Source organism: Arenibaculum sp., assembly GCF_035998295.1.
Taxonomy (GTDB): Bacteria; Pseudomonadota; Alphaproteobacteria; order Azospirillales; family Azospirillaceae; genus DASYHS01.
In genome coordinates this window covers 1-14,596 of sequence record NZ_DASYHS010000293.1, presented here as the reverse complement: position 1 = coordinate 14,596, position 14,596 = coordinate 1, and the positions used below count along the sequence as shown (strand labels likewise).

Annotated in this window: 11 protein-coding genes and 1 tRNA gene; all 12 read left to right on the top strand. The window is 68.4% G+C overall.

Annotated features, from left to right (window positions below):
* Positions 1 to 172: EF-Tu C-terminal domain-related protein (locus VGO20_RS27770; protein ID WP_473964863.1), on the top strand; the 172-nt coding region annotated here is incomplete at its 5' end.
* A 160-nt stretch (positions 173 to 332) separates the two neighbouring features.
* Positions 333 to 408: transfer RNA gene (locus tag VGO20_RS27765), tRNA-Trp, on the top strand.
* A 90-nt stretch (positions 409 to 498) separates the two neighbouring features.
* Entirely contained in the window at positions 499 to 696 is a 198-nt protein-coding gene (secE, locus tag VGO20_RS27760; RefSeq protein ID WP_327505667.1) for a preprotein translocase subunit SecE, read from the top strand.
* Between the two features lie 3 nt (positions 697 to 699).
* Positions 700 to 1,230, top strand: a complete 531-nt coding sequence (gene nusG / locus VGO20_RS27755; protein ID WP_327505666.1) for a transcription termination/antitermination protein NusG — start codon at positions 700 to 702, stop codon at positions 1,228 to 1,230.
* Positions 1,231 to 1,366: 136 nt separating this feature from the next.
* The gene (gene rplK, locus VGO20_RS27750; protein ID WP_327505665.1) at positions 1,367 to 1,795 is read left to right on the top strand and encodes a 50S ribosomal protein L11; all 429 of its coding nucleotides are present in this window, start codon (positions 1,367 to 1,369) and stop codon (positions 1,793 to 1,795) included.
* A gap of 7 nt (positions 1,796 to 1,802) precedes the next feature.
* Positions 1,803 to 2,504 (top strand): 50S ribosomal protein L1, encoded by a 702-nt coding sequence (rplA, locus tag VGO20_RS27745; RefSeq protein ID WP_327505664.1) that lies wholly within the window; start codon positions 1,803 to 1,805, stop codon positions 2,502 to 2,504.
* A 308-nt stretch (positions 2,505 to 2,812) separates the two neighbouring features.
* A complete protein-coding gene (rplJ, locus tag VGO20_RS27740; protein WP_327505663.1) occupies positions 2,813 to 3,331 on the top strand; it encodes a 50S ribosomal protein L10 in 519 nt (172 codons plus the stop codon).
* Positions 3,332 to 3,382: 51 nt separating this feature from the next.
* On the top strand, positions 3,383 to 3,760 hold the full coding sequence (gene rplL / locus VGO20_RS27735) for a 50S ribosomal protein L7/L12 (protein WP_327505662.1): 378 nt from the start codon (positions 3,383 to 3,385) through the stop codon (positions 3,758 to 3,760).
* A 405-nt stretch (positions 3,761 to 4,165) separates the two neighbouring features.
* Positions 4,166 to 8,362, top strand: a complete 4,197-nt coding sequence (rpoB, locus tag VGO20_RS27730; RefSeq protein ID WP_327505661.1) for a DNA-directed RNA polymerase subunit beta — start codon at positions 4,166 to 4,168, stop codon at positions 8,360 to 8,362.
* An 89-nt stretch (positions 8,363 to 8,451) separates the two neighbouring features.
* The gene (rpoC, locus tag VGO20_RS27725) at positions 8,452 to 12,645 is read left to right on the top strand and encodes a DNA-directed RNA polymerase subunit beta' (protein ID WP_327505660.1); all 4,194 of its coding nucleotides are present in this window, start codon (positions 8,452 to 8,454) and stop codon (positions 12,643 to 12,645) included.
* A 149-nt stretch (positions 12,646 to 12,794) separates the two neighbouring features.
* Positions 12,795 to 13,322, top strand: a complete 528-nt coding sequence (locus VGO20_RS27720) for a PAS domain-containing protein (RefSeq protein ID WP_327505659.1) — start codon at positions 12,795 to 12,797, stop codon at positions 13,320 to 13,322.
* Positions 13,291 to 14,596 (top strand): methyl-accepting chemotaxis protein (locus tag VGO20_RS27715; protein WP_327505658.1); only part of this gene is annotated, 1,306 nt, incomplete at its 3' end. The genes VGO20_RS27720 and VGO20_RS27715, both read left to right, overlap by 32 nt.

Here is a 14,596-nt window from a genome sequence, read left to right as displayed (position 1 = left end):
GACCGGGACGGTGGCGCTGCCGGAAGGCACGGAGATGGTGATGCCGGGCGACAACGTGGCGATGGTGGTGACGCTGATCGCCCCGATCGCCATGGACGAGGGCCTGCGCTTCGCCATCCGCGAGGGTGGCCGCACCGTCGGCGCCGGCGTCGTCGCCAGCATCGTCGAGTAAGCAGGCGGGCCGATGCCGGAAAGTTCCCGGCATCGGCCTTTTTGCTGGACGCGATGGGGCGGTTCCGCTACAAGGGCGCGCGCCGCGGTGCCCGCGGCCGGCCGGGACTCGTCCCGGACGGCGGGGGTGCCTGGCGCGACGTCGTCCGCAGGACGGCGCTAGGAGTGTAGCTCAATTGGTAGAGCACCGGTCTCCAAAACCGGGGGTTGGGGGTTCGAGCCCCTCCACTCCTGCCATCCTGGTCGGGTGGCGCTGAAACGACCAATGGGCCCGCAGTCTCCAGGCTGGCGGGCGATCCGATTTTCCGGGAGCGGCGGCAAACCGCGATGGCGAGCAAGAACCCAGTAGAATTCGGCCGCGAAGTGCGGCGCGAGGTCGCAAAGGTCACGTGGCCGACGCGCAAGGAAACCATGATCACCACCGGCATGGTGTTCGTCATGGTGATCCTGGCGTCGCTGTTCTTCCTCGTCGTCGACCAGATACTGGGCTTCGGTGTCCGCGCGATCCTGGGGCTGGGAGCCTGATCCATGGCCAAGCGCTGGTACGTGGTCCACGTCTATTCGGGCTTCGAGAAGAAGGTCGCGCAGGCCATTCGCGAGAAGGCCGCGCAGAAGGGCCTGGAGGAGCTGTTCGACGAGATCCTCGTCCCGACCGAGGAGGTCGTCGAGGTCCGCCGGGGCGCCAAGGTCAACGCCGAGCGCAAGTTCTTCCCCGGCTACGTGCTGGCGAAGATGGAGCTCAGCGACGAGAGCTGGAGCCTGGTGAAGAACACGCCGAAGGTCACCGGCTTCCTGGGCGGCGGCGGCAAGCCGCAGCCGATCAGCGAGTCCGAGGCGGCCCGGATCATCCACCAGGTCCAGGAAGGGGTCGAGCGGCCGAAGCCGTCGATCCAGTTCGAGATCGGCGAGCAGGTGCGGGTCACCGACGGCCCGTTCACCTCGTTCACCGGCCTGGTCGAGGAGGTCGACGAGGAGAAGGCGCGGGTCAAGGTGGCGGTGTCCATCTTCGGCCGCGCGACGCCGGTCGAGCTCGAATACGGGCAGGTCGAGAAGGTCTGACCGCCAGGTCCGGAAGCTCAGAGTTTCCGGGACGCCGGCTCCGGCCGGCTTTCCGGTTCCGCGCGGGAGGCTCGCCACGGCCGCACCGCGCACCCGCAATGGGCCGGCCGCGCCGGCCCGCAGCAGAGGCAGGAAGATGGCAAAGAAGATCGTGGGCTACATCAAGCTCCAGGTGCCGGCCGGCAAGGCGAACCCATCGCCGCCGATCGGTCCCGCGCTCGGTCAGCGCGGCCTGAACATCATGGAGTTCTGCAAGGCATTCAACGCGAAGACGGCCGACCTCGAGATCGGAATGCCGATCCCGGTCGTGATCACCGCGTTTTCGGATCGTACCTTCACCTTCGTCACCAAGACCCCGCCCGCCTCCTTCTTCCTGAAGAAGGCGGCCGGGCTGGACAAGGGGTCGCAGACCCCCGGCCGGGGTACCGTCGGCACGGTGACGATGGCCCAGATCCGCGAGATCGCGCAGACGAAGATGGTGGACCTCAACGCCAACGACGTCGACGCTGCGGCGAAGATGATCGCCGGGTCCGCCCGGTCGATGGGCCTCGAAGTGACGGAGTGAACGAGCCATGGCTAAGATCGGCAAGCGCCTGAAGAAGGCCGTCGCGACCGTCGACCGCGAGAAGTTCTACCAGCTCGACGACGCGATCCGCATCGTGAAGCAGAACGCGACCGCGAAGTTCGACGAGACCGTCGAGATCGCGATGAACCTGGGCATCGACCCGCGCCACGCCGACCAGATGGTCCGCGGCATGGTCCAGCTCCCGAACGGGACCGGCAAGACCGTTCGCGTCGCCGTGTTCGCGCGCGGCGCGCGGGCGGACGAGGCGACCGCCGCCGGTGCCGACATCGTCGGCGCGGACGACCTGGCGGAGCGCATCCAGGCGGGCGAGATCAACTTCGACCGCTGCATCGCCTCGCCGGACATGATGGCGGTCGTCGGCAAGCTCGGCAAGATCCTGGGCCCGCGCGGCCTGATGCCGAACCCGAAGCTCGGCACCGTGACCCCGAACGTCGCCGAGGCCGTCAAGGCGGCCAAGGGCGGCTCGGTCGAGTTCCGCGCCGAGAAGACCGGCATCGTGCATGCCGGCGTCGGCAAGGCGAGCTTCTCCGAGGACGCGCTGGTCGAGAACGTGCGCGCCTTCGTCGGGGCGATCACCCGGGCGAAGCCGGCCGGCGCCAAGGGGTCCTACATCCTGAAGGTCTCGCTGGCCTCGACCATGGGCCCCGGCCTGAAGGTCGATCCGGCGACCCTCGCCGCGCAGGCCTGACGGCCAGCGCAGACAGATCCCCCGCGGACTCCGGTCCGCGGAGGCGGGCGGCTCCGGCCGCCCACCCTGTCCGAGACTGCAGGTGTCGCCGTACCGGCCTGGCCGGCACGGCGGCCTAAGGAAGGCCTGCATAGACGGGAGTTGAACCGATACGGCCCGACGGGCGCTCGCGCGTCCCCGGGTCCGACGGCTTGAACTTCTGGGACAGGTATGAACCGGGCCTCCACCCGCCTCCGGGCGGACGGGGGTTCCTCTCAGCCCGGGGACCGGAGGAGCGATCCGATGGCCCCACAGCGACGGAGTGATCCGTGGACCGCACTCAGAAGGAACAGACGGTCGCGGCGTTGCATGCTGCGCTCGCAGATGCCGGCCTCGTCGTCATCGCCCATCAGACGGGCCTGACGGTCGCCGAGGTGACGGATCTGCGCCGCAAGATGCGCGCCGCGGGCGCCAGCTTCAAGGTGACGAAGAACCGGCTCGCTCGCATCGCCCTGAAGGGCACGCAGTTCGAGAAGCTAGACGGTCTGTTCAAGGGCCCGACCACGGTGGCGTACTCCGCCGACCCGGTCGCGGCCGCCAAGGTGGCGACCGATTTCGCCAAGGGCAACGAGAAGTTCAAGATTCTCGGCGGCTCCCTCGGTACCCAGCTTCTCGACGAGAACGGCATCAAGGCGCTCGCCTCGCTGCCGTCGCTCGACGAACTGCGCGCCAAGCTGGTCGGCCTCATCCAGACCCCGGCGACGCGTATCGCCGGCGTCCTGCAGGCTCCCGGCGGCCAGGTCGCGCGCGTGCTCGCGGCCTACGCCAAGAAGGACGAGGCGGCGTGAGCCACCTCAATCGATCTCACGAAGTTCAAGCATTCCACAGGAGCTAAACCCATGGCTGATCTGGCCAAGCTGGTAGACGAACTGTCCGCTCTGACCGTCATCGAGGCGGCCGAGCTGTCGAAGATGCTCGAGGAGAAGTGGGGCGTCTCCGCCGCCGCTCCGGTCGCGGCCGCCGCCGCCCCGGGTGCCGCCGCCGCCGCCGCCCCGGCCGAGGAGCAGACCGAGTTCAACGTGATCCTCGCCGGCGCCGGCGACAAGAAGATCAACGTGATCAAGGAAGTCCGCGCCATCACCGGCCTGGGCCTCAAGGAGGCCAAGGACCTGGTCGAGGGCGCGCCGAAGGCCGTCAAGGAAGGCGTGTCGAAGGACGAGGCCGCCAAGATCAAAAAACAGCTTGAAGAAGCGGGCGCGACGGTCGAAGTTAAGTAAGACCGTCTTGCCGAGCGACAGAGAGCGCACATCAACGCTGGACGGCGGCTGGGCCCAAGGGCCCTGCCGCCGTACGGCGTTGTCTGTCTTCTGGGACAGACGGAGAACACCGAAGCCGGGAGGAGGTTCCACCCTGGCCACCGCCTACCGTCTCGGCGCCGGCGCTCGGATTTCCGACGTGCCGACTCGCCACGACCGGTCCCAATTCGCGCGTCGGAGCGCCGCGGGAACGTCCCGCGCGCCGGCGCCTTTTCGCGTCCCCGCAGCGGCGCCCCGGCATGCCGGGCATCCCGGGTGGACGCGGACGAACGCCCTCCGCCTGCGGGCGGAATCGCACGCCATCCGCCCCGACGGGCGGAACGGCACGGATGAGTTCAGAATTTGATGAGAGCTTCGGGGGCATCCATGGCCAAATCCTTCACGGGACGTAAGCGTGTTCGTAAGAGCTTCGGGCGCATACCCGAAGTGACCCGCATGCCCAACCTGATCGAGGTGCAGCGGAGCTCTTACGACCACTTCCTCCAGATGGACGTCCTTCCGGAGCGGCGCGGCAATGTCGGGCTGCAGGAGGTGTTCCGCTCGGTCTTCCCGATCAAGGACTTCTCCGACCGTGCCGTGCTGGACTTCGTGCGCTACGAGCTCGAGCAGCCGAAATACGACGTCGAGGAGTGCCAGCAGCGCGGCATGACCTTCGCGGCGCCGCTCAAGGTTACGCTGCGCCTCTCCGTCTTCGACGTCGACGAGGACACCGGCCTGCGCTCGATCCGCGACATCAAGGAGCAGGACGTCTACATGGGCGACATGCCCCTGATGACGGCCAACGGCACCTTCGTGATCAACGGCACCGAGCGGGTCATCGTCTCGCAGATGCACCGCTCGCCCGGCGTGTTCTTCGACCACGACAAGGGCAAGACGCACTCCTCGGGCAAGTACCTGTTCGCGGCCCGCGTGATCCCGTACCGCGGCTCCTGGCTCGACTTCGAGTTCGACGCCAAGGACCTCGTCTATGTGCGCATCGACCGGCGCCGCAAGCTGCCGGCGACGACGCTGCTGTTCGCGCTCGACGGGCGCGAGTCGGCCGAGCTGCGCGCCCAGCGCCGGGCCGACGGCAAGGACCTGCTGCCCTACGAGGCGCAGGGCATGTCGAAGGAAGAGATCCTCAACACCTTCTACGGGCACATCACCTATGCGCGCGCCGGCAACGGCTGGAAGACGCCGTTCAACCCCGAGCGCATGAAGGGCGTGAAGCTGGTCGCCGACCTGATCGACGCCCGGACCGGCACCGTGATGGCCGAGTCCGGCACCAAGATCACGCCGCGCCTCGCCCGCAAGCTGCAGGAGCAGGGGCTTGAGGAGCAGCTCGTCGCTCCCGAGGAGCTGGCCGGCCGCTATCTCGCCGCCGACATCATCAACGAGCAGACCGGCGAGGTCTTCTACGAGGCCGGCGACGAGTTGACGATGGCCGACCTCGAGAAGCTCGAGAAGGCCGGCGTCGACGAACTGCCGGTGCTGGCGATCGACCACATCAATGTCGGCGCGTATCTGCGCAACACGATGGCGGTCGACCGCAACGCCTCGCGCGAGGACGCGCTGATCGACATCTACCGGGTGATGCGCCCGGGCGAGCCGCCGACGCTCGAATCCGCCGAGGCCCTGTTCAACGGCCTGTTCTTCGACCAGGAGCGCTACGACCTCTCGGCGGTCGGCCGGGTCAAGATGAACGCCCGCCTCGGCTTCGAGACGGACGACCAGGTCCGCGTGCTGCGCAAGGAGGACATCCTCGCGATCCTTAAGGTCCTGGTCGAGCTGAAGGACGGCCGCGGCGAGATCGACGACATCGACCATCTCGGCAACCGCCGCGTCCGCTCCGTCGGCGAGCTGATGGAGAACCAGTACCGCGTCGGCCTGCTGCGCATGGAGCGTGCGATCCGCGAGCGCATGAGCTCGGTCGAGATCGACACGGTGATGCCGCACGACCTGATCAACGCCAAGCCGGCCGCCGCGGCCGTGCGCGAGTTCTTCGGGTCCTCGCAGCTCTCGCAGTTCATGGACCAGACGAACCCGCTGTCGGAAGTCACGCACAAGCGGCGCCTCTCGGCCCTCGGGCCGGGCGGCCTGACCCGCGAGCGCGCCGGCTTCGAGGTGCGCGACGTCCATCCCACGCATTACGGCCGCATCTGCCCGATCGAGACGCCTGAAGGCCCGAACATCGGCCTGATCAACTCGCTGGCGACCTATGCGCGGGTCAACCAGTACGGCTTCATCGAGAGCCCGTACCGCAGGGTCGTGAACAGCAAGGTCACCGAGGAGGTCGTCTACCTGTCGGCGATGGAGGAGGGCCGCTACACGGTCGCCCAGGCCAACGCCGAGCTGAACGAGGACGGCAGCTTCAAGGACGAGCTGGTGTCCTGCCGCCAGGGCGGCGAGTACCTGATGTTCCGGCCCGAGGCGATCAACATGATCGACGTCTCGCCGAAGCAGCTCGTCTCCGTGGCCGCGGCGCTGATCCCGTTCCTCGAGAACGACGACGCCAACCGCGCGCTGATGGGCTCGAACATGCAGCGCCAGGCGGTGCCGCTGATCCAGGCGGACGCGCCGCTGGTCGGCACCGGCATGGAGGCGACGGTCGCGCGCGACAGCGGCGTCACCATCGTCGCCAAGCGCTCGGGCATCATCGACCAGATCGACGCGACCCGCATCGTGATCCGGGCGACCGACGACACCGATACCGCCGCACCCGGCGTCGACATCTACAACCTGCTGAAGTTCCAGCGCTCGAACCAGAACACCTGCATCACGCAGCGGCCTCTGGTGAAGGTCGGCGACATCGTCAAGGCCGGCGACATCATCGCCGACGGCCCGTCGACCCAGTTCGGCGAGCTGGCGCTCGGCCGGAACGTGCTGGTCGCGTTCATGCCGTGGAACGGATACAACTTCGAAGACTCGATCCTGATCTCCGAGCGGATCGTGCGCGACGACGTCTTCACCTCGATCCACATCGAGGAGTTCGAGGTCATGGCGCGCGACACCAAGCTCGGCCAGGAGGAGATCACCCGCGACATCCCGAACGTCGGCGAGGAGGCGCTCAAGAACCTCGACGAGGCGGGCATCGTCTACATCGGCGCCGAGGTGAAGCCGGGCGACATCCTGGTCGGCAAGGTCACGCCGAAGGGCGAGAGCCCGATGACCCCCGAGGAGAAGCTGCTGCGGGCGATCTTCGGCGAGAAGGCCTCCGACGTGCGCGACACGTCGCTGCGCCTGCCGCCGGGCGTCACCGGCACGGTGGTCGAGGTCCGCGTCTTCTCCCGGCGCGGCGTCGACAAGGACGAGCGCGCGATGGCGATCGAGCGCGCCGAGATCGAGAAGCTGGCCAAGGACCGCGACGACGAGCGCAAGATCCTGGAGCGGTCGTTCTACGGCCGCCTGCGCGAGCTGCTGCTCGGCCAGGTGTCGGTGAGCGGGCCCAAGGGCATGCGCACCGGCGCGCAGATCACCGAGGCCGACTTCCAGATGCTCACCTCCGGCCAGCTCCGTCAGGTGACGGTCGAGAACGAGCAGGTGATGGAGACGATCGAGGCGATCGGCCGCGTCTTCGACGACAGCATCGAGCGGCTGCAGAAGCGCTTCGAGGACAAGGTCGAGAAGCTGCAGCGCGGCGACGAGCTGCCGCCGGGCGTCATGAAGATGGTCAAGGTGTTCGTCGCGGTGAAGCGCAAGCTGCAGCCCGGCGACAAGATGGCCGGCCGCCACGGCAACAAGGGCGTCATCTCCAAGATCATCCCGATGGAGGACATGCCCTATCTCGAGGACGGCACTCCGGTCGACATCGTCCTGAACCCGCTGGGCGTGCCGTCGCGCATGAATGTCGGGCAGATCCTGGAGACCCATCTCGGCTGGGCCTCCGCGGGGCTCGGCCGGCAGGTCGGCGCCGCGCTCGACAAGTACCGGATCGCACTCCGGCGCGGCGACGGGAGCAATCCCGCCGAGCCGATGGGCGAGCTGCGCGAGCGGCTCAAGTCGGTCTACGAGAAGGCCTACGACACCGACATCGCGGACCTGCCGGACGAGCAGCTCATGGAGCTGGCCGACAACCTGCGCGTCGGCATCCCGTTCGCGACGCCGGTCTTCGACGGTGCTCGCGAGGACGACATCTGCCGGATGCTGGAGATGGCGGGGATGCACCGGTCGGGGCAGTCGACGCTGGTCGACGGCCGCACCGGCGAGGCCTTCGACCGCAAGGTCACGGTGGGCTACATCTACATGCTGAAGCTCCACCACCTCGTCGACGACAAGATCCACGCGCGCTCGATCGGGCCCTACAGCCTCGTCACCCAGCAGCCGCTGGGCGGCAAGGCCCAGTTCGGCGGACAGCGGTTCGGCGAGATGGAGGTCTGGGCGCTCGAGGCCTACGGCGCCGCCTACACGCTGCAGGAGATGCTGACGGTCAAGTCCGACGACGTGTCGGGCCGCACCAAGGTCTACGAGGCGATCGTCCGTGGCGACGACAACTTCGAGGCGGGCATCCCGGAGTCGTTCAACGTCCTGGTCAAGGAGCTGCGCTCGCTCGGCCTGAACGTCGAGCTGAACCAGCGGACCTACTGAACCGACACCTCCGGCGGGAGGGCGCGGGCGCGCCCTCCCGGTCCGGCCGGACCTAGTATTTTACCGGTATTTCCCGCGGGAGACGGTTGATGAACGAGTTGATGAACATTTTCGGCCAGCAGCCTGGCCCGCAGAGCTTCGATCAGATCCGCATCTCGATCGCGAGCCCCGAGCGGATCCGCTCCTGGTCCTACGGCGAGATCAAGAAGCCGGAGACCATCAACTACCGCACCTTCAAGCCGGAGCGCGACGGCCTGTTCTGCGCGCGCATTTTCGGGCCGATCAAGGACTACGAGTGCCTGTGCGGCAAGTACAAGCGCATGAAGTACCGCGGCATCATCTGCGAGAAGTGCGGCGTCGAGGTCACGCTCTCGAAGGTGCGCCGCGAGCGCATGGGCCACATCGAGCTGGCCTCCCCCGTCGCCCACATCTGGTTCCTGAAGTCGCTGCCGAGCCGCATCGGCCTTCTGCTCGACATGACGCTGAAGGACCTGGAGCGCGTCCTCTATTTCGAGAACTACGTCGTCGTCGAGCCGGGCCTGACGCCGCTCAAGCTGCATCAGCTCCTCAGCGAGGACGAGTACCTGAACGCCCAGGAGGAGTTCGGCGACGACGCCTTCGAGGCGAAGATCGGCGCCGACGCGCTCGAGCACATGCTGGCCGAGATCGACCTCGAGCAGGAGCATGAGCGCTGCCGCGACGAGCTGCGCGAGACCGCTTCCGAGGCCAAGCGCAAGAAGCTGGTCAAGCGCCTGAAGCTGATCGAGGCGTTCGAGGAGTCGGGTGCTCGTCCGGAATGGATGATCCTGCGCGTCATCCCGGTGATCCCGCCCGAGCTGCGTCCGCTGGTCCCCCTCGACGGCGGCCGCTTCGCGACCTCGGACCTCAACGACCTGTACCGCCGCGTCATCAACCGGAACAACCGGCTGAAGCGCCTGATCGAGTTGCGCGCGCCCGACATCATCGTGCGCAACGAGAAGCGCATGCTCCAGGAGGCGGTCGACGCCCTGTTCGACAACGGCCGGCGCGGCCGCGTCATCACGGGCGCCAACAAGCGTCCGCTGAAGTCGCTCAGCGACATGCTGAAGGGCAAGCAGGGCCGGTTCCGCCAGAACCTGCTCGGCAAGCGCGTCGACTATTCCGGCCGCTCGGTGATCGTCGTCGGTCCCGAGCTGAAGCTGCACCAGTGCGGCCTGCCGAAGAAGATGGCGCTCGAGCTGTTCAAGCCGTTCATCTACGCCAAGCTCGAGCTGTACGGCATGGCCTCGACGATCAAGGCCGCCAAGCGCATGGTCGAGAAGGAGCGGCCGGAGGTCTGGGACATCCTCGAGGAGGTGATCCGCGAGCACCCGGTCCTGCTCAACCGCGCCCCGACGCTGCACCGCCTCGGCATCCAGGCCTTCGAGCCGGTGCTGATCGAGGGCAAGGCGATCCAGCTCCACCCGCTGGTCTGCACCGCCTTCAACGCCGACTTCGACGGCGACCAGATGGCCGTCCACGTGCCGCTTTCGCTGGAAGCCCAGCTGGAGGCGCGCGTGCTGATGATGTCGACGAACAACATCCTGTCGCCCGCCAACGGCAAGCCGATCATCGTGCCGAGCCAGGACATCGTTCTGGGCCTCTACTACATCACGATGGAGCGTGACGGAGAGCCGGGCGAGGGCATGGCCTTCGCCAATATCGGCGAGATCCAGCAGGCGCTCGACGCGAAGGTCGTGACCCTGCACTCCAAGGTCAAGGCGCGCTACAAGACCGTGGACTCCGAGGGCAAGCCGACCGTCCTGCGCGTCGACACGACGCCGGGCCGCATGCTGCTGTCGGAGATCCTGCCCCGCCACCCGGCGGTGCCGTTCACGCAGATCAACCGCCTGCTGACCAAGAAGGAGATCACCAACGTCATCGACGTGGTGTATCGCCATTGCGGCCAGAAGGAGACGGTGATCTTCGCCGACCGCCTGATGAAGCTCGGCTTCGGCCATGCCTGCCGCGCCGGCATCTCCTTCGGCAAGGACGACATGGTCATCCCGCCGGAGAAGGCCCGCCTCGTCGGCGAGGCCCAGGAGCGGGTCAAGGAGTACGAGCAGCAGTACCTGGACGGCCTGATCACCCAGGGCGAGAAGTACAACAAGGTCGTCGACGTCTGGTCGGAGACCACCGAGAAGGTGGCCGCCGCGATGATGGACGTGATCAAGAAGGACATCCCGGGCCAGGGCATCAACTCCGTCTACATGATGGCCCATTCCGGCGCGCGCGGTTCGGCGGCCCAGATCAAGCAGCTCGCCGGCATGCGCGGCCTGATGGCCAAGCCGTCGGGCGAGATCATCGAGACGCCGATCATCTCGAACTTCAAGGAAGGCCTGACCGTGCTGGAGTACTTCAACTCCACCCACGGCGCGCGCAAGGGCCTGGCCGACACGGCGCTCAAGACGGCGAACTCCGGCTACCTGACCCGCCGTCTGGTCGACGTCGCGCAGGACTGCATCATCACCCAGCACGACTGCGGCACGACCCGCGGCATCACGGTGAAGGCGGTGATCGACGGCGGCGAGGTGATCTCGCCCCTGTCCGAGCGCATCCTCGGCCGCGCCGCTGCGGTGGCGATCGTCCATCCGCTGTCGGGCGAGACGATCGTCGAGGCCGGCGGCCTGATCGACGAGCCGCTGGTCGACCGGGTCGAGCAGGCCGGCATCGACGGCGTCAACATCCGCTCGGTGCTGACCTGCGAGTCGCGGGAGGGCGTGTGCGCGCTCTGCTACGGCCGCGACCTGGCCCGCGGGACGCTCGTCAACGTCGGCGAGGCGGTCGGCGTCATCGCCGCCCAGTCGATCGGCGAGCCGGGCACGCAGCTCACGATGCGGACTTTCCACATCGGCGGCGCCGCCCAGCGCGGTGCCGAGCAGTCCTCGGTCGAGGCGGCCTTCGACGCGCTGCTGCAGATCAAGAACCGCAACCTGGTCGAGAACTCGCAGGGCGTGCCGATCGTGATGGGCCGCAACTGCGAGCTGGTCCTGGTCGACGAGCAGGGCCGCGAGAAGGCGCGCCACCGCGTGCCCTACGGCGCCAAGCTGCTGGCCAAGGAAGGCGAGCCGGTCACCAAGGGCCAGAAGCTGGCGGAGTGGGACCCCTACACGCTGCCGATCATCACGGAGCGCGAGGGTATCGCCAACTACGTCGACCTGATCGAGGGCGTGTCGTTCCGCGAGGTGATGGACGAGGCGACGGGCATCAGCTCGAAGGTGGTCGTCGACTGGCGCCAGCAGCCGCGCGGCGCCGACCTGAAGCCGCGCATCACGCTGCGCGATGCGACCGGCGACGTGGTCAAGCTGCCGAACGGGCTGGAGGCGCGCTACTACATGTCGGTGGACGCCATCCTGTCGGTCGAGAACGGCTCGCAGGTCCGGGCCGGCGACGTGCTCGCCCGCATCCCGCGGGAGGGCTCCAAGACCCGCGACATCACGGGCGGTCTGCCGCGGGTCGCCGAGCTGTTCGAGGCGCGCCGTCCCAAGGACTTCGCGATCATCTCGGACGCCGACGGCCGGATCGAGTTCGGCAAGGACTACAAGACCAAGCGCCGCATCGTCGTCGTTCCCGAGGACGAGAACGAGCAGCCGCGCGAGTACCTGATCCCGAAGGGCAAGCACATCTCCGTCCAGGAGGGCGACTATGTCCAGAGGGGCGACCTGCTGATGGACGGCAACCCGGTGCCGCACGACATCCTGGCCGTGCTTGGCGTGGAGGCGCTCGCCGCCTATCTCACCAACGAGATCCAGGAGGTCTACCGGCTGCAGGGCGTGAAGATCAACGACAAGCACATCGAGGTGATCGTTCGCCAGATGCTGCAGAAGGTCGAGATCGAGGACCCGGGCGACACGACGTTCCTGCTCGGCGAGCAGGTCGACCGTGACGAGTACGACGAGACCAACCGCAAGATGGCCCACGACGCCGAGGAGCGGGGCGAGGAGTTCCGCATCGCCCGTGGCCGGCCGGTTCTCCAGGGCATCACCAAGGCGTCGCTGCAGACGAAGTCGTTCATCTCGGCGGCCTCGTTCCAGGAGACGACCCGCGTGCTGACCGAGGCGGCGGTTTCCGGCAAGGTCGACAACCTCGACGGCCTGAAGGAGAACGTGATCGTCGGCCGCCTGATCCCGGCCGGGACGGGATCGGTGGTGAACCGCCTGAAGCAGATCGCCGCGGAGCGCGACCGCGTCGCCCAGCAGGTCGACGGCGACGACCAGGCGGCTCTGCCGCCGGGCATGCCGCAGGGGCAGAGCAACGTCGCCTGACGGCGCTCGACCCGCTTCATCGAAGGCCGCGCCGGGTGACCGGCGCGGCCTTTTTTCTGCCCCCTGCACGCAATGCGTGCAGATTTGACATGGATCATCCAGTCGGTTCCGCCGATGTGCGACCTCTCTGGCGACGAGGGGGGCGAGCCATGGCGGATCTGGTGCTGACGGGGGTCGAACGTCGCTTCGATCCCGACGAGATCATCGTTACGAAGACCGACCGGGGCGGCAGGATCACCTACGCCAACCGCGTCTTCCTGCGCATCTCGGGCCTGACCGAGCGCCAGGCCATCGGGGCGCCGCACAACGTGATCCGCCATCCCGAGATGCCGGCCTGCGTGTTCAAGGTGCTGTGGGACACGATCCAGGCGCGGCGGGAGATCTTCGCCTACGTGCTGAACCGCGCGGTCAACGGCGATCATTACTGGGTCTTCGCCCACGTCACTCCGACCTTCGACCGCGAGGACCGGATCACCGGCTACCATTCCAACCGCCGCGTGCCGGACCGGCGGACCGTCGAGACGGTGGTGGCGCCGCTCTATCGCGATCTCCTGGCCGAGGAGCGCAGGCACCCGCGCAAATCGCAGGCCGTAGCGGCGTCGCTCGCCCGGCTCCACACGCTGCTCGCCGAGAAGGGGCTGGACTATGAGCGCTTCGTCTTCTCCCTCCAGGGCTGACCCCGTCCGCGCGCGCCTGGCCGCGACTGCCGCGGCGGCATGCGGCGTCGTCGCCGGCGGGCTGGCGCTCGGGGGGCTGATGCTGCCGGCCGGCGCGGCGGCGTTCCTCGCGGCCGCGGCCGGCGCTTTCGCCGCGTGGGAGGTCCATGCGGTCGCCGCGGAGATCCGCCGCGGCCGGGACGTCCTGGACAGGCTGTCGCGGGGCGATTTCGACGCCCGCGTGGTCGGTATCGGCCGGGGCGGGGTGGCGGCGCTGCTGGACGCCGTCAACGCCTTCGCCGACCGCTCGGACGCATTCGTGCGCGAAGCGCGCGCCTCGCTCGCCGCGGTGTCCGAGCAGCGCTATCACCGCCGCATCGTCGAGCGCGGTCTTCTCGGCGACTTCCTGGGGGCGGCCCGGGCGATCAACGCCGCGTCCGGCGGCATGGCCGACCGGGTCGCCGGGTTCCGCTCGGTGACGGCGACGTTCGAGGACACGGTCGGCCGGGTCGCCGGCACGGTCGCCGACGCCTCGGGCCAGCTTGCCTCGACGGCCGACCGGATGTCGGCAGCCGCCGAGGAGACGAGCCGGGACGCGGTCGCCGTCGCCGCGGCCGTCGAGCAGGCATCGGCCAACGTGCAGACCGTCGCCGCCGCGGCGGCCGAGCTGTCCTCCTCGATCTGCGAGATCACGTCCCAGGTCTGCCGGTCCAGCGAGCTCGCGGGCGCCGCGGCCGAGCGGGCGGAGGCCGCCGACGCCGGTGTCCGCCGCCTGGCCGAGACCGCGCACCGCATCGGCGAGGTGGTGAAGATGATCCGCGCGATCGCCGCCCAGACCAACCTGCTGGCCCTCAACGCCACCATCGAGGCGGCGCGGGCCGGCGAGGCGGGAAAGGGCTTCGCCGTGGTCGCCAACGAGGTCAAGCTCCTGGCCGGCCAGACCACCGGGGCAACCCAGGAGATCGTCGCCCAAGTGGAGGCGGTCCGCGGCGCCACCGACGGGGCCGTGGCCGCGATCCGGGACATCAGGGAGGCGATCGGCGAGGTCAACCAGGCGATGGTCGTGGTGTCGGCCGCCGTCGAGCAGCAGGATGCCGCCACGGCCGAGATCGCGCGCAACGTGGCGCAGGCTTCGGACGGCACCCGCGAAGTGTCCGAGCGCATCGCCGGCGTGACCCGGGAGGCGGGCCGGACGGGGGAGGCATCGGCCCGCGTCCTGGGCGCGGCCGGTTCGCTGTCCGGCCAGTCGGAGCGGCTGGAGACGGAGATCGCCGGGTTCCTGGCGGAACTGCGGA

Bases quoted from the DNA above. Each gene is read 5' to 3' on its own strand.
- rplL (WP_327505662.1), top strand. From the start codon at position 3,383: ATGGCTGATCTGGCCAAGCTGGTAGACGAACTGTCCGCTCTGACCGTC.
- secE (WP_327505667.1), top strand. From the start codon at position 499: ATGGCGAGCAAGAACCCAGTAGAATTCGGCCGCGAAGTGCGGCGCGAG.
- rpoB (WP_327505661.1), top strand. From the start codon at position 4,166: ATGGCCAAATCCTTCACGGGACGTAAGCGTGTTCGTAAGAGCTTCGGG.
- rplA (WP_327505664.1), top strand. From the start codon at position 1,803: ATGGCTAAGATCGGCAAGCGCCTGAAGAAGGCCGTCGCGACCGTCGAC.
- nusG (WP_327505666.1), top strand. From the start codon at position 700: ATGGCCAAGCGCTGGTACGTGGTCCACGTCTATTCGGGCTTCGAGAAG.
- rpoC (WP_327505660.1), top strand. From the start codon at position 8,452: ATGAACGAGTTGATGAACATTTTCGGCCAGCAGCCTGGCCCGCAGAGC.
- VGO20_RS27720 (WP_327505659.1), top strand. From the start codon at position 12,795: ATGGCGGATCTGGTGCTGACGGGGGTCGAACGTCGCTTCGATCCCGAC.
- rplK (WP_327505665.1), top strand. From the start codon at position 1,367: ATGGCAAAGAAGATCGTGGGCTACATCAAGCTCCAGGTGCCGGCCGGC.